This is a genomic window from Streptomyces sp. NPDC101393 (assembly GCF_044767385.1).
Lineage (GTDB): Bacteria > Actinomycetota > Actinomycetes > Streptomycetales > Streptomycetaceae > Streptomyces.
Genome location: NZ_JBIWNU010000008.1, coordinates 268,524 through 294,892, shown reverse-complemented (window position 1 = coordinate 294,892; position 26,369 = coordinate 268,524). Strand labels below are relative to the sequence as shown.

Genomic DNA, 26,369 nt, shown 5'->3' with positions numbered 1-26,369 from the left:
GCCGCCCAACTCCCGTGCGCAGCACGGTGATCGGCGGTAAGGCACGCCACCGCGCACGGCTCGAACGCCACCGGACGGGGAAGCCTTCCCGTAGGGCGCGGCGACAGCACGCCCCGGCGCACGGAACGAAGGGTGGATACCCCATGAGCGAGCAGCTTCAGCTGTCGTGGCGGAAGTCCAGCCACAGCAACGACCAGCACAGCGCCTGCCTGGAGGTCGCCGCCGGCCCCGACGACCGGATCCACGTCCGGGACTCGAAGGGCGCCGGCAACGGCCCCCACCTCGTCTTCGCCGCCGCCTCCTGGTCCCTCTTCATCGCCCTGACGACGGCGGACTGAGCAGTCGGCGGAACGCCGCGACAAGGCCCCCCGGAAAGCGGGTCGCCGCGACGGCACCGAGAGGCCGCGTCGCTTCCGCCGGCCGCACCACGTAGGTCAGAGAACGTCTTTCAGCAGCAGGCAGAGCGCGATGGCCAGCGGGTAGCACCCCACGCCTGCCCAGGTGAGTGCCGGTCGTGACCTACGGCGTCCGACCCAGACGAGCGCCAGTCCGCCATGCATCACGACGGCCGCGATGACCGGAAGGTCCTTGCGCAGGTCGTATGCGAAGGAGAAGTAAAGCCACATCCAGGGGATGAGGAGCGCGAAGAAGGCGGCCATGTACGCCCACACGCGCACCTGGCGCTGCAGATACTCATCACCGGGGCTGCGCGTATCGTCGCTGAGTTCTAGCGGCGGCAGGCCTTTATCACCATCACCGAACATCGGTACCATCGCCGGAACATATCAACAGGCAATGACCGAGTCAACAAACGCTAAAGGGGTAGACGTGAGCTTTTCGGTCGATCCGGACGACTTGGAAGCATTTGGCAAGCAAATACACCGAGCGGTTGAAGACGTCGAGGAGGCAAGGGACTACGTCAAGAAGTCCTGCGAGATGATGCCCTCGGACGTGGGCCCGATATCCACCATCGCGCAATTGTGGGACGGCGGGCATCAGGATGTCATCGACCGCGTACAGAACACGATGAAGACACTGCAGAAAATACTGTCGGCATCGTCAGGCGAATTGCTCAGCTCGGCGAAACATTACCGCGCGACCGATCGGGATGAATCGCGGAAGATGGATTCCACCTACCCCGCATCAAAGCGGTAAGACGAGCCGACTGAAATAAGGGGGACCCCATGGGATTCACGGACGTCACCAAGCCGACCAGCCGCCTCGTACCGCCCGGAGTGGACGCCGACAAAGAGGAACCGGATGGCGGAGTCGTCAAGGACCTCTTGTCTTTCGGCGACGTCATCAGCCCATCCTGGCTGATAAGCAAAGGGCTGGAGTTGGCTTTCGACTTCAACCCCGTTGACGAGGCGAAGAAGCTGATCGCAGGCGACTGGGTCGAATATGCCCAGTGCGCGAAGGCGTGGAAGGCTCTCGGTGACTTCTGCGAGGACCTGTCGGAGAACATCAGGACAGGAAACAAATCGCTCGACAACAGCTGGAACGGTAACGCAGCGGACGCTGCATACATTTATTTTGACACGCTGGCCAAAGACATCGACGAGATGAAGGCATCCTTCACCTCACTGCAGAAGAACTACGAGAAGACATACGAAGAGGTATGGAATGCGGCCGAGGCATGCGGCGACCTGCTCAGCGGAATCCTGGACACCGCGGCGGTGGTGGGATTGACGGCCCTGGCGGGCGCGTCCACCAGCTTTACGCTGTTCGGCCCGGTCGTCGCGGCAGGTGCTGTCGCGGCAGAGATTGTCGCGATGATTAATATGTGGTCAAAGCTGACCACCACCATCGCCGCTCTGCAGACCTCCATCAATGGCGCCGTAGGAATCGTCTGCGGCGTGAGCGCATCCATCGAGAACAAGGCGATCAAATTCCCCATTCCAGGGAAGGCGTACGACAGCCCGGTGGCCCCGTAGTCACCGGACCGGACATCGAGGGAAGAACCGTGCAGCACGATACGCCGCCACGCGAAGTGGGCGACGAAGAATTCATGAGCCTGGCCAAGGATGAGGCAAAGGCCAGAATGCTCAGAAAGATGATGAAGAATCTCGCCAAAGGCGAATCCGGTGATCCGCTGACGGAGCTGGCGAAAGATGTCATGTCGGGACGCCAAGGCATCCGGGAAGCCCTCAACAGCGCCCCCCAGGATGAGTCCCTCGCCGTAAGGTTCGAGACTTTTCAGCAGCGTTGGGATGCGATGTCCGAAGCTGACCGGCTCGACGCGGAGCGAGAGGGAGCGAAGTACCTTCAGGAGCAGCGCCAGGAGATCACCGCCGAGCGCGAGATGGCCGAGCGCAAGCGGACGACACCCCCTCGGCACAGCGCCGGAGGCTGAGTCGGACCGGCGATCGGTCCGCGAAACGACGGAAACCCCAAGGCTCCACCGTGCGTTCCGGTGGAGCCTTGGGGTAGCGGGAAGAGGGCTGTCGGTGGCGCGCCGGTCCCCCGGGGTCAGGCAGCGACCGCCACTTGCTCCTCCTCGGATGCGGTGTCCGCCGCGGCCGCCGCCTGTGCGTCCCGGGACCTGCGGAGACCCTTGAGGACGATGACCAGGGCGGTGGTGACGCCCGTACCCGCGGCGACGGCCAGCAGGTAGAGGAACGGCTGGCCGATCAGCGGGACGACGAAGATGCCGCCGTGCGGGGCGCGGAGGGTGCAGCCGAAGGCCATCGACAAGGCGCCGGTCACCGCGCCGCCGGCCATGGCCGAGGGGATGACGCGGAGCGGGTCGGCGGCGGCGAAGGGGATCGCGCCCTCCGTGATGAAGGAGGCGCCCAGCACCCAGGCCGCCTTGCCGTTCTCGCGTTCGGTCTTGGTGAAGAGCCTGCCGCGGACGGTCGTCGCCAGGGCCATCGCCAGCGGCGGGACCATACCGGCCGCCATGACCGCGGCCATCACCTTCAGGCTCCCCTCGTTGGGGTTGGCGAGGCCGCCCACCGCGAAGGCGTACGCGACCTTGTTGAGCGGACCGCCGAGGTCGAAGCACATCATCAGGCCGAGAATCACGCCGAGGATGATCGCGTTGGCGCCGGAGAGACCGGACAGCCAGTCGGTCAGGGCCTTCTGGAGCGAGGCGATCGGCTTGCCGATCACCAGGAACATCAGGAAGCCGACGATCGCCGAGGAGATCAACGGGATGACGACGACGGGCATGATGCCGCGCAGCGCCGGCGGCACACCGACCCGCTGGATCGCCATCACCACCCCGCCCGCCAGGAGCCCGGCGATCAGCCCGCCGAGGAAACCCGCGTTGATGGTCAGGGCGATGGAGCCGCCGACGAAGCCCGGCACCAGGCCCGGCCGGTCGGCCATGCCGTACGCGATGTAGCCGGCCAGGATCGGGACGAGGAAGCCGAAGGCGACGCCGCCGACCTGGAAGAGCAGGGCCGCCCAGCTCGTGGACTCGGTCCAGATGAAGTGGTCGGCGACGGACGGCGCCTTGTCGATCGTGTAGCCGCCGATGGCGAAGGCGAGGGCGATGAGGAGTCCGCCGGCCGCGACGAACGGGACCATGTAACTGACGCCGGTCATCAGCCACTTGCGCAGCCGGGTGCCGAAGCCGTCGCTCGCGTCGCCGGTCTTGTCCATGGGCGCGGCGGCGTGCGCCGGTGCACTCGCCTCGCCGCGCTCGGCCTTCTCGCGCACCTCGGCGATGAGGGCGTCGGGGCGGTTGATGCCCGCCTTCACCCCGACGTCGACGGTCGGCTTGCCGGCGAACCGTTCCTTGTCGCGTACCTCGACGTCGTGCGCGAAGATCACGCCGTCCGCGTCCGCGACGATCCGCGGGTCCAGCCGCTTGAAGCCCGCCGAGCCCTGCGTCTCGACGACCAGCTCGACGCCCGCGGCCTTACCGGCCTTCTCCAGCGACTCGGCGGCCATGTAGGTGTGCGCGATGCCGGTGGGGCAGGAGGTGACGGCGACGATGCGGAAGACGGGGGTGGAAGTGGGGGTGGGGGCGCCGGAGGGTCCGGCGCGTTCCGGCTCTGGTGTCGGCTCCGGTGCCGCCGGACCGTCGCCCGCGTCCGTCTCCGGCGCCGCGTCCGGCGCATCCACCTGGGCCACCTCGGCCGTCTCCGGCGTCTCCGGCGTCTCCGGCTCCGCCTCCTCGCCGCGGATGAGGGCGGCCGCCTGTGCCGGTTCCGACGCCGAGCGGAGGGCGCAGGTGAAGGTCTCGTCCATCAGGTGGCGGGCCAGCGTCGAGAGGATCGACAGGTGATCCGCGTCGCCGCCGGCCGGGGCCGCGATCAGGAAGATCAGGTCGGCCGGGCCGTCGGGCGCACCGAAGTCGATGCCCGTGGCGCTGCGGCCGAAAGCCAGCGTCGGGGCGGTGACGTGCTCACTGCGGCAGTGCGGGATGCCGATGCCACCGTCCAGGCCGGTGGGCATCTGGGCCTCGCGCGCGGCCACGTCGGCGAGGAACCCCTCCAGGCCGGTGACACGACCGGACGCGACCATCCGCTCTGCCAGCGATCGGGCGGCGGCGTCCTTCGTTTCTGCGGACAGGTCGAGGTCGACCAGTTCCGCGGTGATCAGCTCACTCATCGCGGGCTCCCTTGCGGGCATGACCGCCGAAGAGGCGGTGGGGACGGGATATGCGGTGGGGACGGGGGTGCGGGTGATGCGGGTGATGCGGGTGATCTGGCTGATGCGGGTAGTGCGGGCCGTGGAGGAGGGCTTGCGGGTGGCGGGAGCGGGGCGGGACCCCGACCCCGTACGGCGCCCGGCAGAACCGGACCACGTACGGCGTCGAGCAGGACCGGACCACGTACGGCGTCAGGCAGGGCCGGCCGGTCATGGCGCCGGCTCCGTCAGCGGGCGGTCGAGCGGGACGGCGTCGGTCGTGGTGACCGCCTCCGGGTCCAGGTCGGCCGGTGTCGGCATCTGACTGCCGGGCAGTTGTACCGCCGCCGCGCCGTGCGCCACCGCCGCGGCAAGTGCGCGTACGCCCGTTCCGCCCGCCGCCAGGAAACCGGCGAGCGAGGCATCGCCCGCGCCGACGTTGCTGCGGACGGCGGCGACCGGGGCGCTGCCGAAGTGCGCGCCGTCCGCGTCGACCAGCAGTTGCCCGTCGGCGCCCAGCGAGGCGAGTACGGCCCGCGCGCCCCACTCCCGTAGTTCCTCCGCCGCCTTGACCGCGTCGCCGACGGTCGCGAGCGGGCGGCCGACCGCCTGCGCCAGCTCCTCGGCGTTCGGCTTGACGACGTCGGGGCGCTCGCGCAGCGCCGCGGTCAGCGACGGCCCCGAGGTGTCCAGCGCGATCCGGGCGCCGGCGCGGTGCGCGCGGGCGACGAGTGCCGCGTACCACTCGGGTGCGAGCCCCCGCGGCAGGCTGCCGCAGCAGGCGATCCAGTCGGCGCCCGCCGACCGCGCGCCGACCTCCGCGAGCAGCGCCTCCGACTCGTCGGCGGTCAGTTCGGGGCCGGTCGCGTTGATCTTGGTGAGAGTGCCGTCGGGTTCGGCGACCGAGATGTTGGAGCGGGTCTGGCCGGTCACCGTCACGCCCGCCACCTCGATGCCCTCGGCACCCAGCAGCCCCGCCAGCGCGGCGCCCGCGGGGCCGCCCAGGGGCAGTACCGCGAGGGTGCGGTGCCCGGCCGCGGCGACCGCGCGCGAGACATTGACGCCCTTGCCACCGGGGTCGATCCGGTCGGCGGTGGCCCGGAGAACGGCACCACGGTCCAGCGCCGGGATCTCGTACGTACGGTCCAGGCTGGGGTTGGGGGTGACGGTGAGGATCATGCGCGCACTACTTCCGTGCCCGCGCGCTCGATGGCGAGGGCGTCGTCGGGGCTCAGCCCGGTGTCGGTGATGAGCAGGTCCACGTCCGACTGCTCGCCGAAGCGGGCGAAGTGCTGCTGCCCGAACTTGGCGGAGTCGGCGAGGAGGACGACCCTGCGGGCGGCCGCGATCAGCGCCCGCTTGACCGCGGCCTCCGCTAGGTCCGGGGTGGTCAGGCCGCCGTCGAGCGAGAAACCGTTGGTGGCGAGGAACAGCACATCGGCGTTGATCTCGCGGTAGGCGCGCAGCGCCCAGTCATCGACCGCGGCCCGCGTACGGTGCCGGATCCGGCCGCCCACCAGGTGGAGGGTGAGGCCGGGGTGGTCGGCCAGCCGCGCGGCGACCGGCAGGCCGTGCGTGACGACGGTCAGCTCGGCCTCCAACGGGATCTCGGCGGCGAGCCGGGCGACCGTCGTACCGGCGTCCAGAATCACGCTTCCCGTGGCGGACCCGAGCCCGTTGGGGGCGGCTCCCCGATGGGCGTCCCTGGGGGCGTCCCTGCGGGCTTCCCTGTGGGACGGTTCGGCGCCGGGGAGCGCGGCGCCGGGAAGGACGGCGCCGGGGAGCACGACACCGGGCAGCTCGGCGAGCGCGGCGCGGGCGATGCGCTGCTTCTCGTCGGCGGCGACGACATCGCGCTCCGCGAGGTCCGGCTCGAAGTCGAGCCGGCCGGCCGGGATGGCGCCGCCGTGCACCCGGCGCACCAGACCGGCGCGGTCCAGGGCCTTGAGGTCGCGCCGTACGGTCTCGGCGGTGACCTGGAACTCCTCCGCGAGGGAGAGCACATCCACCCGCCCGCCCTCGCGGGCGAGGCGCAGAATCTCCTGCTGGCGCTCCGGTGCATACATCAGCGTGGGTGTCCGTTCGTGTGGGCCACATGCCCGAACCTGTGGTTTCGCCGGGACACTACGCCGCGATTTCGCCAAAGTAAACAGAAGTGGGCACAGGCCAGACCCAAACACACATCGAGCCGCCGCTCGCCGTGGACGCCCCACTAACTCAACGGGACTCCGGCGGCGGCCCCCCGGGCTTGAGGCGCCGGGCCCAGCCACCCAGCTCCCCAGCCCCGGACCCCGGCCCCCGGCCCCCGGCCCCCGGCCCCCGGACACACGAAAGAGCCCCGGCACCAGGGTGGTGGCACCGGGGCTCAGGCTCGGGGCTGGAGGCTCGACTTACAGGCTCGAATATCTGCTACGGGACGGGGACGGGGGCAAGCAGGAAGCGACAGGACACGACAGGCCTGGGCAGGGCAGGAGCGCGCAAGCCGCTCTCCATCCGCCGAGGAGGGGAGGGCTACGCCGCCGCGTCGAACCCCGTGTCACGCGCCATCCGCTTCAGCTCCAGCAGCGCATGCTTCTCGATCTGCCGGATCCGCTCGCGGGTCAGGCCGTGCTGCTTGCCGACCTCCGTCAGCGTGCGCTCACGGCCGTCCTCGATGCCGTAACGCGCCTTGATGATCGACGCGGTGCGGTGGTCGAGACGGTCGATCAGGCCGTCCAGCTCCTCGCTGCGCAGCAGGGTGAGCACGGACTGCTCGGGCGAGGCCGCGGAGGTGTCCTCCAGCAGGTCGCCGAACTGGGTGTCGCCGTCGTCGTCCACCGACATGTTGAGACTGACCGGGTCGCGTGCCCAGTCCAGGACGTCGGTGACGCGGGCGGGCGTGGAGCCCAGCTCACCGGCGACCTCCGCCGGCTCCGGGTCACGGCCGTTCTCGCGGTTGAACTCGCGCTGGACCCGGCGGATACGGCCCAGCTCCTCGACGAGGTGCACGGGCAGCCGGATCGTGCGCGACTGATCGGCGATGGAACGCGTGATGGCCTGCCGGATCCACCACGTCGCGTACGTCGAGAACTTGAAGCCCTTGGCGTAGTCGAACTTCTCCACGGCACGCACCAGGCCGGCGTTGCCCTCCTGGATCAGGTCCAGCAGCGGCAGTCCGGCGCGCGGATAGCGGCGGGCGACGGCGACGACCAGCCGCAGGTTGGAACGGATGAAGACGTCCTTGGCCCTGGCGCTCTCGGCGGCAAGTGCCTCGAGCTCCTCGCGGTCGGCACCTGCGGCATTGCCGTCGGTGATCTCGCCGTCCAGAATCTTCTGGGCGTAGACACCCGCCTCGATGGTCTGGGACAGCTCGACCTCCTTCGCGGCGTCGAGCAGGGGCGTGCGCGCGATCTCGTCGAGGTACATGCCGACCAGGTCGCGGTCGGCGATCTCCCCGCCTACGGCGCGAACACTGTTGGCCCCGTCAGAACCGCTGCTGCTGCTCTGACGACGGGCGACGGCACGGGTTGCCATGCGTGTGCTCCCTTTGCGATGAGTCGGTCGCGGGACGGTGGGGCGGGAAACCCGATCGTTGTCCGAGTGACCCGTCCGAAGGAAACAACGGCTGGAATCCGGACAGAATTCCCACGCAGCGCCCCTATTTTTGTGATCATGCAGTACCCTGCGCCGGCACCGAGGGAGGTCCTATGCAGCATCCGCACGGGGAAGTGCAGGTCAGAGCGGGAGTCGAAACGGACCTCCCGGCCCTCACGGACCTCTACAACCACTACGTCCGTGAGACGCCCATCACATTCGATACGGAGCCCTTCACGTCCGAACAGCGTCGTCCGTGGTTGCTCTCCCACCCCCAAGACGGCCCGCACCGTCTTCTGGTTGCCCGGGAGGCCGGCGACGACCCGAAAGACGGACCCGGCGACGGCCCGAAGGGTGGCCCCGGCCACGGCCCTCGCGGCGCGCCGGGTGGTGCTCTGCTCGGCTACGCGACCAGCAGCGCGTTCCGCCCCAAGCCGGCCTACGCCACCTCCGTCGAGGTCACCGTCTACTGCGCCCCGCACGCCGCCGGCCGCGGCGTCGGCACGCTGCTCTACGACGCCCTCTTCACGGCACTGGCCGGCGAGGACATACATCGCGCGTACGCGGGAATCGCCCAGCCGAACGAGGCGTCCCACGCCCTGCACACCCGCTTCGGCTTCCGGCACATCGGCACGTACACGGAGGTGGGCCGGAAGTTCGGCCGCTACTGGGACGTCGCCTGGTACCAAAAAGACCTGACCTGACCGACCTCCCCCCGACCCGCCCCCACCTGGTTCAGGGGACCTCACCTGATCCAGGGGACCTCACCCCACCCCACCTGACCTGACCTGACCTGACGGCCAACTGATCCAGTTGACGCGGGCGGCGGGCGGTGTCGCCTGGACATGAGGGGCAACTGAGAGGAGCCCGTCATGGAAAAGCACGCTCACCGCCGCGGCGCGACGGCCGCCCGTTCACACGGCGCGGTCGATCCGGAACACGGCGCGACGGCCGCCGATCCTCCGAACCGCTCCGCTCAAGGGACACGGCCGACCCGCTCCGCTCAAGGGGCACGGCGCCATATCCCACTCGCCCTGGCGCTGCCCGTCATCGCGGCGCTCGGCTTCGGCTGCTACACCCTCTTCCTGAACCACCTCGCCGGCGCCAAGGGCGCCCAGGCCGCGCTGCTCGGGCTGATCGCGGCCGTGGTCTCCGGGGCGCTGGGTCTGCTGCTGGTGCGCTACCAGTCGTCGATGCTCACCGAGACCCGGGCACTGGCTTATGGCGCGCTCTTCGGTACGGCGATGGGCTGGCTCTACAGCCTCGGTGGCGAGTCGGTCCTCAAGTCGTCGGTCTGGGGCATCATCATGGCCGCCGCGATGTTCGTCGTTTCCCTGTATCTGTTCCGCTCGCACCGCGTCCGCGAACCGCACGGCCTGCACCGACCGCACGCCGCACGCCGCCCGCACGGCGCCCACTGACCACGGACGACCGGGCACTTCACATGACCGCACCGAACCCACCGGGCCCGAATCCCCTGACCTCGCAGGAGCGCGCCTACCTGGCCGGGCAGGCCTTGGCCCGCCTGGCGACCACCGGACCGGACGGCGCCCCGCAGGTGCGCCCCGTCGGCTTCGTGCTGAACGACGACGACACGATCGACATCGGCGGGCCCGCACTGAGCCGCAGCCAGAAATACCGCAACGCCCAGGCCCGCCCCGAAGTCTCCCTGCTCATCGACGACATGGCGCCGCCCGACGATCCGATCGCACCCGGCTGGGGCCGTGGCGTGGAGATCCGGGGCCACGCCGAACTCCTGACCCTCGACGCGCCACCGATGGCACCCGATTTCTTCAGCAACGACGTGATCCGCGTCCACCCGCGCCGCATCATCAGCTGGCACCTGGAACGGGACAACGGCAGCCCCCAGGCCCGCAACGTCTCCTGACGGGACGCCCCCCGCCGAACCGCGCCATCGCGGCCGCCGGATCGGGCGGATCTTCGCGCTGCTGCTCGTTGCGGCCCGCTCCCATTCCGCCGCACACCCGGCCGCCGTACGACCAGCGGCGTAGGGCCGCAGCCCGTTACCCCGCGGCGCCGGCCCTCCTAGCCTCGAGCCATGGATACGACAGGTTCGACAGATCCGGCAGGCTCGGCAGGTCCGGCGGGGCCGACCGATGCACCTGGAGCACCCACCGCGCCGAGCGGCGCACTCGACGAGGCGCTGGAGCGGCTGCACACCACCGGCCCCGAATTCCACGGTTTTCTCAGCAACCACGGGCCGATGGCCGTCGAGGCCCTCGTCCGCCACGGACAGGCCCGCACCGTGCACCGCTGGGTCGACCGGTACGCCGCCAAACTGGAGGACGTACCGAGCCCTCGGGCGCCCGTCACCGACACCAACTGGCAGCAGGCGCTGGGCGATCCGCGCCGCGTCACCGACTGGACCACGTACATGGCGCGGCAGGTCGCCGACCGCCCCTGGCGCGCGGTGCTGGCCGAATGGTGGCCCCGGCTGCTGCCCGGTATCGCGGGCGCGGCGACGCACCCCGTCATCCGGGTCGGGCATGCCGTCCGGATGCTCGAACAGGGCGAAGAGGCGCCGCGCGTCGCCGAGTTGGCGCACGCCCTGGGCTACTGGGCGGCCCGCCACACCCCCCTCCCGGTCACCGTGCGGCCCACCGGCAATGCCTCGCCGGACGAGGCGCTCGCCGCCCTCCCGCACATCGCCGACCAGCGGGTCGGCGTCCTCGCGGGCCTCGCCCAACTGCCCGCCACCGAGGGCTGGCCGGCGGCCGCCGAGGCCGTCGCCGCCCCGGACGGACCGGAGGCCGCCCGTCGCCAACTCGCCGCGCTGGTGGCCGCCGCAACCCATCGCTATGTGGACTACGCCCATGGCGACGCGGTGCTGCTCGTGCACGCCGCCACCGCCCCGAACGCCGTCCTGCGCACCCTGCCCGCCCTCCCCCGCGCGCTCTGGGCACCTTCGTTCGCGGCGGCCTGGGCGGCGAGCGCGGCCCTCACCTCCGTCTACAGCGCCGCCGAACCGCTGCCGCCGCTACGGACCGGCCCGCTCGCTCCCGAGGAGGTCTTCGCACGCGCCACCGCGCACGGCGACGAACACGCGATCAAGCTGACCGATACGGCACTGGACGTGGCCTCCTGGACCCCGGCGGGCGACGACCGCGCCCTGACCGCCGCCCTCCGCTCCCTGGACCTGATCCGGCCACATTCCTGACGCCCCACGCCTCACACCCGCACGCGCACACCCGCGACGCACCTCCGCACCGGCCCGCCCCTCACCGGCCCGCCCGCCACCGGCCCACTCCTCACCCGAACTGCACCGACCGCTTCGCCAGCCCCATCCAGAACCCGTCGATCACACTGCGCCCGCCGCCCAACTGCCCGTGCGCGTCCGCCGCTCCGAGGGTCACGAACAGCGGCGCGAAGTGCTCGGTGCGCGGATGTGCCAGCCGCCCGGCCGGCGCCTTGTCCGCGAAGTCGAAGAGGGCGTCGATGTCCTGGGCCTCCAGGGCCCGATGTCCCCAGTCGTCGAACTCAGCCGACCAGGCGGGCGTGCCGCCCCCGACGTGGCGCAGCGCGGCCAGATTATGTGTGAAGAATCCGCTGCCGATGATCAGTACGCCCTCGTCGCGCAGCGGTGCGAGCCTGCGGCCGATCTCGTAGAGACGGCGCGGATCGAGGGTGGGCATCGAGATCTGGAGCACGGGGACGTCGGCATCCGGGAACATCTCGACGAGCGGCACATACGCGCCGTGGTCGAGCCCGCGGTCCGGGATGTCCTGCACGGGCGTGCCGGCCGTACGCAGGGTCTTACGGATCCGTTCGGCGAGCTGTGGCGCGCCGGGGGCGTCGTAGCGCACCTGGTAGTAGTGCTCGGGGAAGCCCCAGAAGTCGTGGACGAGCGGGACCGTCTCGGTGGCGCCGAGCGCGAGCGGGGCCTCCTCCCAGTGGGCGGAGACGATCAGTACGGCGTTCGGGTGCGGCAGGTCGGCCGACCAGGCCGCCAGCTGTCCCGGCCAGTGCGGGTCGTCGGCCAGCGGCGGCGCACCATGGCTGAGATAGAGGGCCGGCATCACGGACATGGCAACTCCAGAGCGTCAGACAGGGCGGGCAAGCGGTGCAGGGTGCATGAGCACGTCCATGGGCTCTTCCATGGACGCGTCCATGGGCTCTTCCATGGGCACTTGAACGGCCACGTGAACGAGCGCGAGAACGCACCCTCAGCACTACTTGAACTTTCAAGTGTAGATTTCCAGCCTACCCATGCATTGTTAAATCTTCAAGAACTCGCCGGGCGATGAGAGAATGGATGGCATGAGCAACGAACCCGCAGCGGAGCCGCGCTGGCTCAGCGACGAGGAGCAGTACGCCTGGCAGTCCTACCTCCACGCGACCACACTCCTGGAGGACCATCTCGACCGTCAGCTGCAACGCGACGCCGGGATGCCGCACGTCTACTACGGCCTGCTCGTCCAGCTCTCCCGAGCGCCGCGACGCCGGATGCGGATGACCGAACTGGCCCAGAACGCCAAGATCACCCGGTCCCGTCTCTCGCACGCCGTCGCCCGCCTGGAGAAGAACGGCTGGGTGCGCCGCGAGGACTGCCCGTCGGACAAGCGCGGCCAGAACGCCATCCTCACGGACGAAGGGATGCGGGTCCTGGAGAAGACCGCCCCCGGTCACGTCGCGGCCGTGCGCGGCGCTCTCTTCGACCGCCTCTCCCCGGAACAGGTCGGCCAGCTGGCCGAGATCTGCCGGCTGATGGCGGAAGGGCTGCAGCCGAAAGGCGCCGACCTCCCCTGGCTCCGCTGACGAATCAGCGAATCAGGGGAGACCGACGCCTCGGGGTGATGCTCAGCCGGAGCGGCGGGACCGGGCCGCGGCGGCCCGTAGCCGACGAGGGCTCAGTGCGCCATGACCGGGATCTGGACGTCCTCGCCCTCGGCGGCGTCCTTGCCCTGGCCGTCGGCCGACGAGGCGACCGGCGAACCGCCGCCCTGGTGCCCGGTGTTGACGAGCGTGAAGGCGATCACGGCTGCCAGCGCCAGGATGCCGACCGCCCACCAGATGGCGGTGGAGTACCCGTGCACCATCGACTGGAGCTTGAGCAGGTCCGGCGAACGCGCGCCGGCCGCGTGCGAGGCGGCGTACGCGGTGGTGGCGCTGGCCGCGATGGTGTTCAGCAGAGCGGTGCCTATCGCGCCGCCGACCTGCTGAGAGGTGTTGACCATCGCGGAGGCGACACCCGCGTCACGTGCCTGGACGCCGTGCGTGGCCAGCGACATGGCCGGCATGAACGCCGTACCCATCCCGAGGCCCATCAGCAGGAATCCGGGCAGGATCAGCGCGGGGTAGGAGGTGTCCATGTCGATCTGGGTCAGCACCAGCATGCCGATCGCGGCGACCCCGAACCCAGGAGCCATCAGCAGCCGCGGGCGGACGCGGTTCATCAGCCGCGCGCCGATCTGCGTCGAGCCGGTGATCATGCCCACGATCATCGGGAGGAAGGCCAGGCCGGTCACGACCGGGGTGTAGCCCTTCACGATCTGCAGGTAGTACGTGAGGAACAGGAAGAGGCCGAACATGCCGATCACGGCCAGCCCGAGCGAGGCGTAGACGCCGGCGCGGTTCCGCTCGGCGACCACGCGCAGCGGCAGCAGCGGCGCCTTCACCTTGGACTCGACCACCACGAACGCCAGCAGCAGCACAACGGCGGCGGCGAACAGGGCCAGGGTCGGGCCGGCCAGCCAGCCGTCCGACTCGGCGCGGGTGAAACCGTAAACCAGCGAGACCAGGCCGAGCGTGGCCAGGATGACGCCGGGGATGTCCAGCCGGGAGGGGTTACGGCTGCCCGCGGGCTCGCGGATGACCAGGAAGGCACCGGTCGCGGCGACCACGGCGAACGGAATGTTGACGAAGAACGTCCAGCGCCAGTTCATGTACTCGGTCAGCACACCGCCGAGGATGAGGCCGACGGCACCGCCACCACCGGCGATCGCACCGAAGATGCCGAACGCCTTGGCCCGCTCCTTGGCCTCGGTGAACGTCACCGCGAGCAGCGACAGCGCGGCCGGCGCCAGCAGCGCACCGAAGACACCCTGCAGCGCACGCGCGCCCAGCAGCATCCCCTGGTTGGCCGCGGCCCCGCCGATCGCCGAGGCGAGCGCGAATCCGACGAGCCCGATGATGAAGGTCCGCTTACGGCCCCACAGGTCGGCTATGCGTCCGCCGAACAGCAGCAGACCACCGAAGGCCAGGGCGTAGGCAGTGATGACCCACTGCCGGTTGGCATCGGTGATGCCAAGATCCGTCTGTGCGGAGGGCAGCGCGATGTTCACGATCGTCGCGTCGAGCACGACCATGAGCTGTGCGAGGGCGATGAATATCAGCGCTTTCCAGCGCCGCGGATCGACGTACTTGGCTGTTTCGGCCGTTTCAGGCATGACGAGGTCCACCTAGTGGTGCAGTGAGCGAATGACGGGACGTGTGAGGCGACGCGTAACGCCCCCGCGCAGGCGGGACGCACCAAGGGGCGCGGTGACGGGACGCGTCAAGAATTCGTGTGAAGGGATGTGGCAGTTGCTCGACTCAGCGGTTCGAGTCAGCGGTTTGTCGCAGTGGGTCGCAGCAGTGGTTCGTAGGCAATTGTTCGTGTCGAGGACGTGCGGGACTGAAGAGCTGGGTGCGGCGGGCCGCGGCGCGCCGACGTATGCGGCGACGACCTGAGCGGTGGCGGGGAAGGACAGCGGGCGTAGCGCCCCGTCCAGCCCCCTCCCCCGTTACGGGCGACGCCTCAGGTCGTCCAACGTGGCGGCGGTGCCGGGGAGTTCGGAGTGTGCGGGCGCCAGCATGCCGTCCAGAAACAGCTGAAGGTGCCGGTGCACGAACTTGTCGAAGTCGATACAGCCACTGCCCGGCAAGGGGCGCGTGAGCTGGGTCAGCGCGACCATCAGGTCACCGACGGCGATGTCGGTACGCAGCTGGCCGCTGTCGCGCGCGGCACCCATGACGGCCTCTATGGCCGCCTCCAGGCGTTCGCGCGCCGCGAGCAGTTCGGGATGGGCCGGGTCTATGCCGTCCGAGAGCAGCGGGCACAAGGCCCCTATCCGCTCCTCCACCGCAGTGTGGACGAAGCGCCTCAGCGCTTGGAAGGCATCAGGCTCCTCGGCAAGGGCACTCTCGGCACGGTCCGCGGTGCGGGACATGACGGAGAGCGTGACGTGGTGGATCAACTCCAGGCGATCCGCGAAGTGGCGATACAGCGTCGCATTGCCGACCCCTGCACGGCGAGCGATTTCATCGAGCGGGACCTCGGCCCCGAACTCGACCATCGTCTCGCGAGCGGCCGCTATGATCCGCTCCCTGTTACGCAGGGCATCGGCACGCAGACGCGGCTGCGCGGTCTTCGCGGGCTCCACAAGGCCGGCAGCCTCGCGGCCGACGGTCTCGCGACTGGCGGTCTTCGTCACGGCGGCACACTCCTCTCCTCGCTTGGCGGACGGCTCCGGGCCTCGGCCCTTCGGTCTCTCGGTCTCTTTGCTGTCTGGTGACGCTGATGCCTCTCAGCGTCAGCCGTGTCTTTCGGCGTCAGCTGCGCCTCTCGGCGCCAGCTGTGTCTCTCGGCGTCGGCGGGAAGTGGGGAGCAGTTCCCCGTTTCCTGCGAACACCTGGTTAAACGGGGACCACCTCCCCGGATATTTCCCACTCGAATGTGACCTGGGTCACATAGGTAGCCCGCCGTCAGCGACCCTCACAGGCCCCGACGCCCCCGGATGCCTGACACCCCTCGGATACCTCCCGGGGACCACTGAAGGTCACCGAGAGCCACCAAAGATCACCAAAGATCACCAAAGACACGAGAGATCACCGCACAGCACCGAAGGTGTCGCGGACGCTCCACCGAAAGCGTCACCGCACCAGCGCACCGCCCGCGCCGCACCCGCACCACCTTGTTACTTTGACGCGTATGCGCCGAAGGCTCCACTTTGCCGCCCCGCAGGCCCTCGCCCCCACCCATGGCCGTGCCCCCGTCCCCGCCGCCCTCATCCGGACCTGGGCATACATCCGCCGTGCCCCCGGCACGTACATCTGGCTGACGATCCTGCTCGTGACGTCGGTGGTCATGCACCACCTCACGCCGGACGCGCTGGAAAGCGTTCTGCAGCGCCGCTCGACCAACATCCACAACCTGCTGCTCAACCCCGGACGAGTGCTGCTCACCAGCGCCCTGTGGCTCGACGGCGGCAGCTGGCCGCTCTACTTCGCGCTCTACAACGTCTTCCACGTACCCGCGGAACGCTGGCTGGGCACCAAACGCTGGCTCGCCGTACTGACCACCGCGCACATCGGCGCGACGTATCTGAGCGAGGGCATCCTGGCCCTCGCCATCCACACCGACGCCGCCCCACACTCGGCCGTCAACACCCTGGACGTGGGCGTCAGTTACGCCCTGGCCGGCATCATCGGCGTCCTCACCTACCGCATCGCCCGCCCCTGGCGCTACGGCTACCTGCTCGGCGTGCTGGCCTTCTACGCCGTCCCGCTGATCACCGGCCGCAGCACCTTCACCGACGTGGGCCACTTCGCCTCGGTCCTCATCGGCCTGGCCTGTTACCCGCTCACCCGCGCCGACCCCGGCACCTGGAGCCCCCTCTCCCCCTTGCGCACCAGCCCACCGACGCCGGCCCCCACGACGGACGCCCCTTAGCCGCGCCCCTGCGCCCTCAGCCCCGGCCCCCCATGCCTCGGGCCCCATGCCCCCGGATGACGTAATCCGGCGCGCGGGCGATCGCCCGGCGACACAGGGTGATCGGTATGAAGCTGAAGATATCCGCGGTGCTGGCTGCGGGCGCGGCCACCGCGGCCATAGCCGTGGCAGTGGGCTCACCGCCCACGGCAGCGGCCATACCCCCGGTGGCCGGCGCGCCCCCCAGCGGCCCGTGCGCGCTGCGCGGCATCGCGGACAACGTCGGCGAATCGGCCGCCACCCCTGCCGGTTTCGCCCGCTCCTCCGGCACCGTGAAGGCGCTCACCCTCTTCGTCGACTTCCCCGACGCCCACGCGACGATCACCCCCCAGGCCCGCTTCGACGAGTTCTTCCCGGCCGCGACGGAGTTCTTCCGCATCAGCTCGTACGGCAGGCTCAGCTACCGCCCCGCGCCGCTCCTGCGGTGGATCCGGATGCCGCGCCCCCTGACGGCGTACGCCATCAAACGCGGCGACGCCTTCGACCCGGCCTCGGACACCGGGTATCACGCGCTCTCCCGGGACCTGGTGCGCGCCGTCGACTCCTCCGTCGACTTCCGCAAGTACGACGTCATCAATGTCCTGGCCACGCCCAACGCGGGGCCGTCGGCGACCCGTACGGTCCTCTCGGTCACCTTCAGCGGCGGCGACATGGGCCTGAGGACCGCCGACGGGGTGCCCTTCCGGAACGCCTCGTTCATCTGGAGCCGGCAAACCGGGGACAGCGCGTACCGCGTCCTCAACCACGAGAACGCCCACAACTTCGGCCTGCCCGACCTCTACTACACCGACGGCCGCAGCGCGCCGCCCGCGGCCGGCCACTGGGACCTGATGGACGAGGACTGGGGGCCGGACAACGACTTCCTCGGCTGGCACAAGTGGAAGCTCGGCTGGCTGGCCGCCGACCAGGTGCACTGCACACCGCGCCACGGAACCGCCGCCGAACACACCCTCACCCCGGTCTCGACACCCGGCGGCACGAAGATCGTCGTCGTACCGACCTCCCCGCGCACCGCCCTCGTCGTGGAAGCCCGCACCCGCGGCCCTCTCGATCCGACGGTCTGCCGCCCCGGCGTGCTGGTCTACCGCGTCGCCACCGAGGTGGCTTCGGGCCACGGCCCGCTCCGCGTCGTCGACGCCACCCCGCACAGCGGCGGCTGCTTCCGCCGGAACAAGTACGTGGACGCGGAACTGACCGACGCGACCTTCCGCCCCGGCAGCACCTACACCGACCCGGAGAGCGGCGCCTCGGTCAGCGTCCTGCACACCAACAGAAACGGCACGTACCGCGTACGCATCACCCCCGCCCGCACCTGACCCAACTCCCCGCTCCCCACTCCCCCTCTACCGCTGCCCTCCCCCATCCCCCTTCTCCTCCCCCTCCCCTTTCTCCTCCTCCCCTTTCTCCTCCCGCCAGTGACGCCGCCCGATGTTGATGAGCCGCAGTTGACGCCGCGCCACCTGCACCACCCGCTCAGCCTCCCCCGGCTCGCCGTCCTCGGCGTCGAGCAGCGCCGCGGCCGTCGTCACCAGCCGGTCCACATACAGCTCGGACAGCATCCGCAGATCGCTCTCACTCCACCCCTCCGACACCGGATGGGACGTGAGCGCCACCGCCACCTCCTCGGTGAACCGGTCCAGCTCATCGGCGATGGCCTGCCGCACGGCCCGTACGCCGCCGTGCCTCTCGCGCGCCACGAACCGTACGTGCGCGGGATGTTCGCGCACATGCCGCTCCACGACCGCGACCGTACGGTCGATCCGCTCCTCGGCCGCCGCCTGCTCGACGAGGATCGCCCGCACCATCGCGTGCAGGCTCCCCAGCGCCTCCTCGACCAGGGCGACGCCCAACTCCCCCAGATCCCGGAAGTGCCGGTAGAACGCGGTCGGGGCGATCCCCACCACCCGCGTCACCTCCCGCAACCCCAGGCTGCTCAGGCTCTGTTCCTCCAACAGGCCGAGCGCCGCATCGAGCAGCGCCTGACGGGTCTTCTGCTTCTGTGCCTGCCGGACTCCAAGGGTGTGACTCATATCATCCAGTAAACAACCGTTCTCCGAACCTTTCCACTCGCGGGCACCCCTAGACTGAGGGAGTCAGTGAACAACTGTCCTCCGAAACGGAAAGGCAGATCATGCTCTTCCTCGTCGCAGCCCTCCTCCTGATGGGGATCATGCTGGGCACCGCGGCACACCTCCCCGTCCCGGTCTCCCTCATCGCGGCAGCCGTCATCGCCGGCTGGCTGCTCGTCTTCTACCTCCGCGAACGCCACCACAAGGCCGAGGAGACCTCCTGATGACCACGCTCAGTGCCTTCCGCACCCACACCGACACCACCCCGGAGACCACCGGGACCCCGACCGCCGAGAACCCGACGGCCGAGAATCCGACGGCCGAGAATCCGACCACCGAGACCCCGGCCGCCGGCCCCGCGGAAACGGCTCCCGAGCCGACCGCGCCCGACCGGAAGCGCTCGCACGCCGACGGCATGGCCGTGGCCTCCTTCATCCTCGGCCTGCTCGGCACTCTGGTCCTCAACGTCCTCCTGGGACCCTGCGCCCTGGTACTCGGCGCCCTCGCCCTGGCCCGCGGCACCCACCGCCGCGGCCGCGCCCTCCTGGGCATCACCCTCGGCGCCGCCGACCTGATCATCCTCGCCACCCTCGCCACCACGGACGGCACCATCAGCTGGCACCTGGGCGGCTGACACAGCCCTGCCCCTTGAGCAGCTGACGCGGCCTGCCCCCTGGGCGGCTGACGCGACCCTGACCCCTGAACGGCTGACACGGCTGACGCGGCCCTGGCCCCTGAACGGCTGACACGGCTGACACGGCTCCCTAGAGGCGCTCTCCCGGAGCCCCCCTCATCCCGATGGAGACAGGGCGGGGCCCGCACATCAAGGGAGTCAGGGCGGGCCCGCGGACCAGACGAGCCTGCCGAAGCGTGGGTCCAACCGAAGCGCGGAATCGACCGCGCCGGACAACACGGGTCACCTCACACGGCTACCGAGGCGCCGACCGGAACGCCACCCAGCCGGCGCAACCCAAGGGCGGCCCGTAGCCGCGCGCCTGAGCCTCCCTCCGCGCTCCACAAGTGGCCACCGGTCGGCACCCATCGCCCCCGTTTGTGCTGGGCACGACACCACAAGGTGCTTCCGAGGCGACGGAAGCACCTGCCCCCGGCCACCCCTCCACCCCTCCGCGCCTCCCGAAGCGATGCCCGAACGCGCGCGCCACGGCCCCGAACCCGAACCCGAGCAACAGAACGCCATTCGGGGCCACCGGGACCCTTCAGCCACCAGTCGCCTTACGCGGACAGTCATGAGCCGCATGCCGTATTACGCAGAGACCTTGACTCCCCCGTCGGCGACCGGTGCGGCCCCTACGGACGGGGCCGGGCGCTTGCGGCCCCAGCGAACCAGCGTCAGGTGCAGCACCAGGGCGGCGAAGGCGACCGGTGCGGTGCAGTACGGCAGGCCGGACGGGGACACGCCCGACGCCAGGACGAGACCGCCGAGCGCCGAACCGGTGGCGCTGCCCAGATACACGGCCGAGCTGTTGAGGGAGACGGCGACAGAACTGTGCTCCGGCTCGGCCGCGATCAGCTCGTGCTGCTGGGGGACCTGAAGTGCCCAGCCGGCGGCGCCCCAGACGATCAGCGGCAGGATCAGGCCCCAGCGGGTGGAGGCGACGCCGGGCAGGGCCACTTGGGACACGGCCAGCAGGACGAAGAGGACGGTGGCGATGCCGTACGCCTTCTTGGTCCGGTCCACCAACGGGCCCACGCACAGGCTGCCCACCACACCGCCGATGCCCCAGGCCCACAGGTACCCGGTCGGGTCCGACAGACCGGCGGAGTCGGAAAGGAAGGAGGCCAGGTAGGTGTACAGGCCCAGGCTCGCGACGCCGGCGAGGAAAGAGACCAGCGCGATGGGGGCGACCCGGCGGTTGGCCAGGACGCCGATGCGCTCCTTGAACGCGGGCGGGGGCGAGGCGGGGAGCTTGGGCAGCAGGGTGGCCGCGCCGAGCAGGGCGATGAATCCCAGCGCGGTGACCAGCCAGAGGGTGCCGCGCCAGCTGATGTGGTGGGCGAGCACCACACCGACCGGAACGCCGACGACCGTGCCGACGCTCATGCCGCCCATGACGATCGCCAGCCCCCGGCCGCGCCGCTCGGGCGGCGACAGCGAGGCCGCGGTGGCCGCGGCGAGCGGGGAGTAGACACCCGCGCCGATACCCGCCACAGCCCGCGCGATGAGCAGCACGATCAGTGAAGTCGCCAGCGCGGAGAGCGCGTTGGCGAGCGTGAAGACGAGGAGCGCCAGGGAGAGGATCACGCGGGCGGGCCGCCCGGCGAGCACGGTGGCGAATACGGGGGCCGCGAGGGCGTAGCAGAGCGTGAAGACGGTGACCATCTGGCCGGCGGCCGACGCGGAGACATGAAGGTCACCGGCGACGACCGGCAGCAGACCGGCCATGACATAGGCGTCCAGCCCGAGGGCGAACGCCCCCAGGGCCAGCAGCAGTATGCGACGCATGCGTCGTGACTCCTGACGATTGTTCGAAGTTCGAGAACATTGAACATAGCAGGTGGGAGGGTCACCGGCGGCCGTGTGTGCGATCCTGGCGAGGTGCGCAGATACCGACACCCCGCCACGGGGGACATCAAGCTCGCCGACGTACTGCACGCGCTGAGCGACGACACACGACTCGGCATGGTCGCCCGGCTGATGGACGGGCAGGAGTACACATCCGGCGAGCTCAGCGGCGAAACCCCCAAGTCAACGGCCTCGCACCACACGAAGATCCTTCGAGAGGCGGGGGTGACCCGCACCCGCTCGGAGAGCACCCGCTGCTGGATCTCGCTCCGCAGGGACGACCTGGACGCCCGCTATCCAGGACTGCTCAAGACCCTCGTCGGCAGCTTCCACGCCGAGCAGGGGGCCTGCGGGCAGGGGACTGGCGGGCAGGCAGCCAGCGGGCAGGCGGCCGACGGGCACATGGCAGGCGAGACCACAGACGAGCGCTGAGCCGGGGACGGCGCCCCTCCCCTCCCTGCCCCGGCCACCCGGCCACCCGGCCACCCGGCCACCCGGCCACCCGGCCACCCGGCCACCCGGTACCAAACGATCCATGGACGCTCAACTGGCAACCTAGGCACGTGGTTTGACCTCTCATCGGATCCCGGCCAACCGCGTACTGAGCCCCGCCCCCGCCCTCTCGCAGCGCACGAACTCGGCGAGATCACGGCCCCGTCGAGGACACGGCGCCGGCAGCCGCGGGCGAGCACTCCGCCGAGACGGGGCGCGGACGGCGATCCGCCCCGCCACCCACTCCTACGAGAGCCGGCCGCCACGGAACCGAATGCGGATCAAGCCCCACCCGCTACACTGTCCGCGGTGGCCCAGGCCTCGTAGCCAGGCCACCACAGCCCTGTCCGCAAGACGGCCTGGATCATCGTGTCCGCTTGGACCGATTTTCCAACACGTTTTCCGACAGATCCCCGCCTCCGTCGCCTCCGTGGGCCTTGCGGATAATTGCGAAACTGCAGGTCAGAGCCCCGTCGCAGTAGGGCCTCGAAACGCCTCTGCATCGAATCGGGAACGCGTGGAACGTCATCGCAGGTCAGCTGTGTAGCGCCGCGTGACTGACGCCGCAGCGCCGTTTGAGGCTCCGCACTGAGGCACTGCGAGTGCGGCCGGGCCGCACATCCAGCACCGAGGCTGCACTGTTCATGCTGTGATCACAGTTGACTGGCCTGCCGCCGAGACAGGCTGGTCGGTGCTCAGCGCGAGGCGTTGCACTGTGCGGTGGCGTCGCTTTCTACTGGGCATCGATTTCGGCGATGAGGACCTCGATGCTGGGCTTGATCTCGTCGCGGATGGGGCGAACGGCGTCGACTCCTGCCCAGCCGGATCCGCCAGCTCCCAGTCAAGGCACTTCTTGCGGGGAAGATCGGGCAGGCGTCGCCGCAGCCCATCGATCTCGACTCCGCCAATCTCTTTGACCGTGGCGCGGTCGTCGCCCAGGACTCCTACAGGTAGCCATTCACGGCCCGGATCACCTTGGCCATCGGACACGCTCTCGCGGCTCCGATACCCTGCTGGCCCATTACAAGGCAGGTCATCAGATCTCCGGCGTTCAATGGCAGCGCATCGGGATCGCTCGAGCTCACCACAGGGATGCCCAGATCGCGGTGGTCGATGAGCCGACCAGCTCGCTCGATACTGAGGCTACGCAGCGGATATTCGACCAGATTCGCAGCCGTGCGGCCAAGGGGCAGACGATCATCCTGACTACCCATCGCCTCCACAGCGTCCGGCATGCCGGCGAGATCTACGTCCTCGATCGCAGCCGCGTCACCGAACACGGCCGCTTCGCCGATTTGATGCGCCACGACGACGGCGATCTTGGAAACTTCCGCCGCATGTGCTTGGTGCAGTCCGAGCAGTACCGCCTAGACGGGTACGCCCTCCCGGCACAGAGCGCTCAGGGAGGGAGAGAGCGCAGCTAAGCTAGGCGAAGCTCACTGAGTCGCGCCAAGAGTTGGTGCCATCGCGGAGCGTCCTACTCACCTGCTCACGTTGCCCAGCCAGACGGTGCAGAGGCCGAAGCCACCTCGTGCTTCGGCCATCTGCGCTCTGCTCTTCTCCCGCTGGGTAGCGCCCATTTCCAAGTCCAGCGCCGGCACCGCCTCAAGGACGTCGACAATCTCCTCCGGAGCTGTCTCTGGGGTAGCGCCCAAAAACTCTGATGATGATGTCTGGGATTCGATCCCGCACGAATTTGCCGCGCACTGGCACCAACTACCCTTCTTCTTCGGTAGCACTCCCATCTAGGCTGATTCCCATACCGACACGCGTGGATCACGATCGGTCTTCAGCCTGGAGCGAGTGTGCTCAGGTCGAGGCGACTAAGGACCGACAATGTGGGTTCCGTCTTGAGTAGGCACTCATTTCCCAGCCACTCAAGCCCGAAGTTTGCATACTCCATGGCCAGCCCAACGACCCGTCGTGGCTCCGTCAAGACATCGTCGCCCTCTTTCGTAAGAGCAAGCAATTCCAGGTGAGTCACCCGCCACGGGTCACTGTTGAAGATGGAGCCGTCCATGAACTTAACGCGCTGAGCGTCTGACTGAAACGGCAGACGTTCACCCTTTCTGACGCCGATGCACAGCCCAAGCCACCATCCGTCAATCTGGCGACTAAATATCTTCCCTTGGCCGGTGCAGTTTCGAATGACTCGATGCGCATCTTCCGGCATGTAGAGATCAATGCTGGCGTACGGTGCCACCGTCACTGCGGGACCCCCTGTTCACGGTACTGAAGATGCTCGACGTCACCGTGCCGGGCACACACGCCACAAATTTCTCGATGCGTGCATGCACAGGTTCGTGATACCGGAGCTTCAACAAGCCAGTTGTTCGATAGGTCCCGCGGGTAGTGATGGCTGCACGAGAGCGTTATGAATGAGCCGGCGCGATCATCCAGGATGTCTTCGATGCCGGCAATCTCCGACCTTGTAAGCAAGAGGACAACCTGAAAGGGCGTCTCCGATCGATTTGCGGGGCGGGTTATAGCCTCGACCATGCGGCGTTTTGTATCGCCGGATACCATCCCAAGAGGCGTGTCAATGAAACGTGGAGCGACGACGCCAGCCACCTCCATGAGCGACCATACGAATGAGAGGGTCAAAGCTCGCTGTGACGCCCCGTTGACTTCAAAGTCGGGATCGAAAAAAGCACCCCTTTGACTCATTACTTTAATGTCAAAAGAATCCGTGATCGTTACGCCCGTATAGACCCCTTGCGTAGCAGAACTATCAGTGCCAATGATTTCCAGAAACATTACTTGCAGTCTACCCGAGACACGATTGACGTATTCGCCCTCCAAGCGATGACGCACGGCAGAAACAAGAGTCTTCAGATCGTGGGCAATATCGCGCTTGGTGGCAATATCTGCACTGATTTGAGCGTCGCGCTGAGCCTTCTCCAGAGCCTTTTGCTTAACGGCGAGGTCCTGCCGCGCGGCCTCGACCTGGTTGCTGAGATTGCCGTGCTCATAGATGGCATCTTTAATCTTCTCGTCCAGGTCGCTCAAGTCACCCTGAAGCCAGCGGACCCTTTCGTCATCAATCCGCCCCCGTCGCTCCTTTGTAACATTAAGCAAAGCACCTTTACGTTCAATCTCTTGCGTGATTGTCGTATACTCCGCGAGGAGTTCAGTCCTTCGCTCGGGGAATCTATCTGACTGGCCCCCAATATCGCGAAGGGCGCGTGCGCGGTATCTCGTATTGGAGAGGCATTCACCTACCTCGCTCCTTTTCTGTTGCTCAGCGAGAAGGCCCTGCACGTGGTTTCGGTGGGAGGTGCCACGGTCTAGCGACTCCCCACAGATGCACCGGTAGTCGTCAAGGCAGTCATGAAGGACCTGGATTGAGTGGCTCGGGATAATTCTCTTGTCTGCGAGTTCATCGAGGCGCTCGAGCCCGGCAGCGAGGGACTCGCTCATCAAAGACCAGGAGGTGATCTCGCTGCGCAACAACAGGGACATCTCGCGCAGACATTCATTCCTGCGGGAGTCCAGTGCTACGCAATCGCGCTCGAGGTCAGAAATCTGGGCATTGAGGATCTCAAGGTCCCCAACATCCTTGATCGCCTCAAGTTCGCGCCGCTTTTGAGCCTGGGTGTCTTCCATGTTCTTCTGGCGTGCCGAAAGTACGTCTACCCTGGCGACGAGTTCATCGTACTTATTCTTTCGCGTATCTCTCTGATCTGCTAGCGCTTCAACCTTAGAGCCCGCGTCTTTCGCGGCGCGCTTCTCGTAGATTTCGTATACAGCAGCGGCGTCATCGGCGGCTTTCCGAAGCATGCCGATTCCTAGAAGGCTTTCGATAGCCAGGTGCACTTTCTCCTGGCGCTTGTGTGCATTCTGCCGACCGCTAATGAACCTCTGAACGTCGTCACCATTCGTGAAGAAGACATCGGCGAGGCGTTCGGGTAGCCGGTGCGCTATCCATCGCTCGGGCAACGCCGTCGGCTCCCCTCCGGCCTCAGTCAGTCGAGTGAGGCGAACGATTTCATTGCCTCGCTCGAATTCATCTCCCTCCGCAGGAGTCTCGCTCACCGTCCGCTGAAGTCGATAGCGAGCTAGTACACCATCGTCCTCGACTTCGAAGTCAAGGCTGACCTCGACCATGACGGGTATTCCTGCCGGACTGGCCGTGGAAGTTAGGCGGATCTTCTCTATGCCTGTCACTGCTCTGAGGCCGCTCACGCCATAGAGCCCCCACAGGATTGCGTAAAGTAGAGATGTCTTACCTGAGCCGTTCTCGGCGCGGATGACAGTCAGTGGGCGTTCGGGGTCCACTGAGAGGTCAATTCGGACATCTAGCAACAACTTAAAGTTGTGCACTTGGATACGATGCAGCCTCATCAGGCTTCGTTCCTTCCGAGGTTGATCGCCTGTGCCCCGAGTTTCTCAATGACCTTCTGGAGATTGTCCTGGCGTTGTC

27 protein-coding genes and 1 pseudogene are annotated in these 26,369 nt (G+C 68.4%); 14 read left to right on the top strand and 14 right to left on the bottom strand.

The genetic code is table 11. The features are described from left to right. The first annotated feature begins 143 nt into the window (after positions 1 to 143). Complete coding sequence (locus ACIRQ7_RS26150; protein WP_401472624.1) at positions 144 to 338, top strand: DUF397 domain-containing protein; 195 nt, start codon at positions 144 to 146, stop codon at positions 336 to 338. A 96-nt stretch (positions 339 to 434) separates the two neighbouring features. Here the strand turns inward: ACIRQ7_RS26150 and ACIRQ7_RS26145 are convergent, their stop codons facing one another. Further along, positions 435 to 773, bottom strand: coding sequence for a hypothetical protein (locus ACIRQ7_RS26145; RefSeq protein WP_404265132.1), 339 nt, complete (start codon positions 771 to 773; stop codon positions 435 to 437). Between the two features lie 55 nt (positions 774 to 828). On the opposite strand from ACIRQ7_RS26145, the gene ACIRQ7_RS26140 reads away from it, so the two are divergent. Genes ACIRQ7_RS26140 through ACIRQ7_RS26130 form a run of 3 tightly spaced genes read left to right on the top strand, consistent with a single transcriptional unit; the run spans position 829 to position 2,353 of the window. Further along, positions 829 to 1,155 (top strand): WXG100 family type VII secretion target, encoded by a 327-nt coding sequence (locus tag ACIRQ7_RS26140; RefSeq protein ID WP_401472618.1) that lies wholly within the window; start codon positions 829 to 831, stop codon positions 1,153 to 1,155. A 29-nt stretch (positions 1,156 to 1,184) separates the two neighbouring features. After that, positions 1,185 to 1,934 (top strand): hypothetical protein, encoded by a 750-nt coding sequence (locus ACIRQ7_RS26135; RefSeq protein WP_404265131.1) that lies wholly within the window; start codon positions 1,185 to 1,187, stop codon positions 1,932 to 1,934. A gap of 29 nt (positions 1,935 to 1,963) precedes the next feature. Next, entirely contained in the window at positions 1,964 to 2,353 is a 390-nt protein-coding gene (locus ACIRQ7_RS26130) for a hypothetical protein (protein WP_404265130.1), read from the top strand. A gap of 116 nt (positions 2,354 to 2,469) precedes the next feature. Here ACIRQ7_RS26130 and ACIRQ7_RS26125 read toward each other — a convergent pair whose 3' ends face one another. The 4 genes from ACIRQ7_RS26125 to ACIRQ7_RS26110 form a co-directional block, all read right to left on the bottom strand. Then, positions 2,470 to 4,560, bottom strand: coding sequence for a fructose-specific PTS transporter subunit EIIC (locus ACIRQ7_RS26125; protein WP_404265129.1), 2,091 nt, complete (start codon positions 4,558 to 4,560; stop codon positions 2,470 to 2,472). A gap of 249 nt (positions 4,561 to 4,809) precedes the next feature. Then, a complete protein-coding gene (gene pfkB / locus ACIRQ7_RS26120) occupies positions 4,810 to 5,757 on the bottom strand; it encodes a 1-phosphofructokinase (protein WP_404265128.1) in 948 nt (315 codons plus the stop codon). Further along, positions 5,754 to 6,644 (bottom strand): DeoR/GlpR family DNA-binding transcription regulator, encoded by an 891-nt coding sequence (locus ACIRQ7_RS26115; RefSeq protein ID WP_404265127.1) that lies wholly within the window; start codon positions 6,642 to 6,644, stop codon positions 5,754 to 5,756. Before ACIRQ7_RS26115 ends, pfkB begins: the two co-directional genes overlap by 4 nt. A 445-nt stretch (positions 6,645 to 7,089) precedes the next feature. After that, a complete protein-coding gene (locus ACIRQ7_RS26110) occupies positions 7,090 to 8,091 on the bottom strand; it encodes an RNA polymerase sigma factor RpoD/SigA (protein ID WP_401472601.1) in 1,002 nt (333 codons plus the stop codon). Positions 8,092 to 8,264: 173 nt separating this feature from the next. On the opposite strand from ACIRQ7_RS26110, the gene ACIRQ7_RS26105 reads away from it, so the two are divergent. The 4 genes from ACIRQ7_RS26105 (at position 8,265) to ACIRQ7_RS26090 (ending at position 11,329) form a co-directional block, all read left to right on the top strand. Next, complete coding sequence (locus tag ACIRQ7_RS26105; protein ID WP_404265126.1) at positions 8,265 to 8,855, top strand: GNAT family N-acetyltransferase; 591 nt, start codon at positions 8,265 to 8,267, stop codon at positions 8,853 to 8,855. Positions 8,856 to 9,023: 168 nt separating this feature from the next. Continuing rightward, positions 9,024 to 9,572, top strand: a complete 549-nt coding sequence (locus tag ACIRQ7_RS26100) for a hypothetical protein (protein ID WP_404265125.1) — start codon at positions 9,024 to 9,026, stop codon at positions 9,570 to 9,572. Positions 9,573 to 9,595: 23 nt separating this feature from the next. Next, a complete protein-coding gene (locus ACIRQ7_RS26095) occupies positions 9,596 to 10,039 on the top strand; it encodes a PPOX class F420-dependent oxidoreductase (RefSeq protein WP_404265124.1) in 444 nt (147 codons plus the stop codon). A gap of 171 nt (positions 10,040 to 10,210) precedes the next feature. Then, on the top strand, positions 10,211 to 11,329 hold the full coding sequence (locus tag ACIRQ7_RS26090) for a questin oxidase family protein (RefSeq protein WP_404265123.1): 1,119 nt from the start codon (positions 10,211 to 10,213) through the stop codon (positions 11,327 to 11,329). Positions 11,330 to 11,420: 91 nt separating this feature from the next. Here the strand turns inward: ACIRQ7_RS26090 and ACIRQ7_RS26085 are convergent, their stop codons facing one another. Beyond that, positions 11,421 to 12,197, bottom strand: a complete 777-nt coding sequence (locus ACIRQ7_RS26085) for a dioxygenase (protein WP_404265122.1) — start codon at positions 12,195 to 12,197, stop codon at positions 11,421 to 11,423. Between the two features lie 232 nt (positions 12,198 to 12,429). On the opposite strand from ACIRQ7_RS26085, the gene ACIRQ7_RS26080 reads away from it, so the two are divergent. Continuing rightward, positions 12,430 to 12,927, top strand: coding sequence for a MarR family winged helix-turn-helix transcriptional regulator (locus tag ACIRQ7_RS26080; RefSeq protein WP_401472590.1), 498 nt, complete (start codon positions 12,430 to 12,432; stop codon positions 12,925 to 12,927). 92 nt (positions 12,928 to 13,019) lie between these two features. Here the strand turns inward: ACIRQ7_RS26080 and ACIRQ7_RS26075 are convergent, their stop codons facing one another. Continuing rightward, entirely contained in the window at positions 13,020 to 14,558 is a 1,539-nt protein-coding gene (locus ACIRQ7_RS26075; protein ID WP_404265121.1) for an MFS transporter, read from the bottom strand. 336 nt (positions 14,559 to 14,894) lie between these two features. Then, positions 14,895 to 15,533 (bottom strand): TetR/AcrR family transcriptional regulator, encoded by a 639-nt coding sequence (locus ACIRQ7_RS26070; protein ID WP_401473183.1) that lies wholly within the window; start codon positions 15,531 to 15,533, stop codon positions 14,895 to 14,897. Between the two features lie 548 nt (positions 15,534 to 16,081). On the opposite strand from ACIRQ7_RS26070, the gene ACIRQ7_RS26065 reads away from it, so the two are divergent. Both ACIRQ7_RS26065 and ACIRQ7_RS26060 read left to right on the top strand, forming a co-directional pair. After that, positions 16,082 to 16,822, top strand: coding sequence for a rhomboid-like protein (locus ACIRQ7_RS26065; RefSeq protein WP_404265120.1), 741 nt, complete (start codon positions 16,082 to 16,084; stop codon positions 16,820 to 16,822). Between the two features lie 107 nt (positions 16,823 to 16,929). Continuing rightward, the gene (locus tag ACIRQ7_RS26060) at positions 16,930 to 18,177 is read left to right on the top strand and encodes a M6 family metalloprotease domain-containing protein (RefSeq protein ID WP_404265119.1); all 1,248 of its coding nucleotides are present in this window, start codon (positions 16,930 to 16,932) and stop codon (positions 18,175 to 18,177) included. A 27-nt stretch (positions 18,178 to 18,204) separates the two neighbouring features. Here ACIRQ7_RS26060 and ACIRQ7_RS26055 read toward each other — a convergent pair whose 3' ends face one another. Beyond that, positions 18,205 to 18,891, bottom strand: a complete 687-nt coding sequence (locus ACIRQ7_RS26055) for a TetR family transcriptional regulator (protein WP_404265118.1) — start codon at positions 18,889 to 18,891, stop codon at positions 18,205 to 18,207. 101 nt (positions 18,892 to 18,992) lie between these two features. Here ACIRQ7_RS26055 and ACIRQ7_RS26050 point away from each other — a divergent pair, with 101 nt between their 5' ends. Both ACIRQ7_RS26050 and ACIRQ7_RS26045 read left to right on the top strand, forming a co-directional pair. Continuing rightward, positions 18,993 to 19,154: a hypothetical protein gene (locus ACIRQ7_RS26050; protein ID WP_404265117.1), complete on the top strand. Its 162-nt coding sequence runs from the start codon at positions 18,993 to 18,995 to the stop codon at positions 19,152 to 19,154. After that, positions 19,154 to 19,564 (top strand): hypothetical protein, encoded by a 411-nt coding sequence (locus ACIRQ7_RS26045; RefSeq protein ID WP_404265116.1) that lies wholly within the window; start codon positions 19,154 to 19,156, stop codon positions 19,562 to 19,564. Before ACIRQ7_RS26050 ends, ACIRQ7_RS26045 begins: the two co-directional genes overlap by 1 nt. A 630-nt stretch (positions 19,565 to 20,194) precedes the next feature. On the opposite strand, the gene ACIRQ7_RS26040 is transcribed toward ACIRQ7_RS26045, so the two are convergent. Further along, a complete protein-coding gene (locus tag ACIRQ7_RS26040) occupies positions 20,195 to 21,394 on the bottom strand; it encodes an MFS transporter (RefSeq protein WP_404265115.1) in 1,200 nt (399 codons plus the stop codon). A 93-nt stretch (positions 21,395 to 21,487) separates the two neighbouring features. Here ACIRQ7_RS26040 and ACIRQ7_RS26035 point away from each other — a divergent pair, with 93 nt between their 5' ends. Continuing rightward, positions 21,488 to 21,886, top strand: coding sequence for an ArsR/SmtB family transcription factor (locus ACIRQ7_RS26035; protein ID WP_404265114.1), 399 nt, complete (start codon positions 21,488 to 21,490; stop codon positions 21,884 to 21,886). A gap of 793 nt (positions 21,887 to 22,679) precedes the next feature. Here the strand turns inward: ACIRQ7_RS26035 and ACIRQ7_RS26030 are convergent. From ACIRQ7_RS26030 to ACIRQ7_RS26015, 4 genes and pseudogenes are all read right to left on the bottom strand, one after another. Then, positions 22,680 to 22,839 (bottom strand): annotated as a pseudogene (locus ACIRQ7_RS26030) (phosphotyrosine protein phosphatase); the annotation flags it as partial. 51 nt (positions 22,840 to 22,890) lie between these two features. Next, complete coding sequence (locus tag ACIRQ7_RS26025; RefSeq protein WP_404265113.1) at positions 22,891 to 23,253, bottom strand: hypothetical protein; 363 nt, start codon at positions 23,251 to 23,253, stop codon at positions 22,891 to 22,893. Positions 23,254 to 23,735: 482 nt separating this feature from the next. Further along, positions 23,736 to 24,155, bottom strand: a complete 420-nt coding sequence (locus tag ACIRQ7_RS26020) for a hypothetical protein (RefSeq protein ID WP_404265112.1) — start codon at positions 24,153 to 24,155, stop codon at positions 23,736 to 23,738. Then, positions 24,152 to 26,269, bottom strand: coding sequence for an AAA family ATPase (locus ACIRQ7_RS26015; RefSeq protein ID WP_404265111.1), 2,118 nt, complete (start codon positions 26,267 to 26,269; stop codon positions 24,152 to 24,154). The genes ACIRQ7_RS26020 and ACIRQ7_RS26015 overlap by 4 nt, the downstream gene beginning before the upstream one ends. Positions 26,270 to 26,369: the final 100 nt, after the last annotated feature.

Bases quoted from the DNA above. Each gene is read 5' to 3' on its own strand.
- ACIRQ7_RS26150 (WP_401472624.1), top strand. From the start codon at position 144: ATGAGCGAGCAGCTTCAGCTGTCGTGGCGGAAGTCCAGCCACAGCAAC.
- ACIRQ7_RS26145 (WP_404265132.1), bottom strand. From the start codon at position 773: ATGGTACCGATGTTCGGTGATGGTGATAAAGGCCTGCCGCCGCTAGAA.
- ACIRQ7_RS26135 (WP_404265131.1), top strand. From the start codon at position 1,185: ATGGGATTCACGGACGTCACCAAGCCGACCAGCCGCCTCGTACCGCCC.
- ACIRQ7_RS26125 (WP_404265129.1), bottom strand. From the start codon at position 4,560: ATGAGTGAGCTGATCACCGCGGAACTGGTCGACCTCGACCTGTCCGCA.
- pfkB (WP_404265128.1), bottom strand. From the start codon at position 5,757: ATGATCCTCACCGTCACCCCCAACCCCAGCCTGGACCGTACGTACGAG.
- ACIRQ7_RS26115 (WP_404265127.1), bottom strand. From the start codon at position 6,644: ATGTATGCACCGGAGCGCCAGCAGGAGATTCTGCGCCTCGCCCGCGAG.
- ACIRQ7_RS26110 (WP_401472601.1), bottom strand. From the start codon at position 8,091: ATGGCAACCCGTGCCGTCGCCCGTCGTCAGAGCAGCAGCAGCGGTTCT.
- ACIRQ7_RS26105 (WP_404265126.1), top strand. From the start codon at position 8,265: ATGCAGCATCCGCACGGGGAAGTGCAGGTCAGAGCGGGAGTCGAAACG.
- ACIRQ7_RS26100 (WP_404265125.1), top strand. From the start codon at position 9,024: ATGGAAAAGCACGCTCACCGCCGCGGCGCGACGGCCGCCCGTTCACAC.
- ACIRQ7_RS26095 (WP_404265124.1), top strand. From the start codon at position 9,596: ATGACCGCACCGAACCCACCGGGCCCGAATCCCCTGACCTCGCAGGAG.
- ACIRQ7_RS26090 (WP_404265123.1), top strand. From the start codon at position 10,211: ATGGATACGACAGGTTCGACAGATCCGGCAGGCTCGGCAGGTCCGGCG.
- ACIRQ7_RS26085 (WP_404265122.1), bottom strand. From the start codon at position 12,197: ATGTCCGTGATGCCGGCCCTCTATCTCAGCCATGGTGCGCCGCCGCTG.
- ACIRQ7_RS26080 (WP_401472590.1), top strand. From the start codon at position 12,430: ATGAGCAACGAACCCGCAGCGGAGCCGCGCTGGCTCAGCGACGAGGAG.
- ACIRQ7_RS26075 (WP_404265121.1), bottom strand. From the start codon at position 14,558: ATGCCTGAAACGGCCGAAACAGCCAAGTACGTCGATCCGCGGCGCTGG.
- ACIRQ7_RS26065 (WP_404265120.1), top strand. From the start codon at position 16,082: ATGCGCCGAAGGCTCCACTTTGCCGCCCCGCAGGCCCTCGCCCCCACC.
- ACIRQ7_RS26060 (WP_404265119.1), top strand. From the start codon at position 16,930: ATGAAGCTGAAGATATCCGCGGTGCTGGCTGCGGGCGCGGCCACCGCG.
- ACIRQ7_RS26055 (WP_404265118.1), bottom strand. From the start codon at position 18,891: ATGAGTCACACCCTTGGAGTCCGGCAGGCACAGAAGCAGAAGACCCGT.
- ACIRQ7_RS26050 (WP_404265117.1), top strand. From the start codon at position 18,993: ATGCTCTTCCTCGTCGCAGCCCTCCTCCTGATGGGGATCATGCTGGGC.
- ACIRQ7_RS26045 (WP_404265116.1), top strand. From the start codon at position 19,154: ATGACCACGCTCAGTGCCTTCCGCACCCACACCGACACCACCCCGGAG.
- ACIRQ7_RS26040 (WP_404265115.1), bottom strand. From the start codon at position 21,394: ATGCGTCGCATACTGCTGCTGGCCCTGGGGGCGTTCGCCCTCGGGCTG.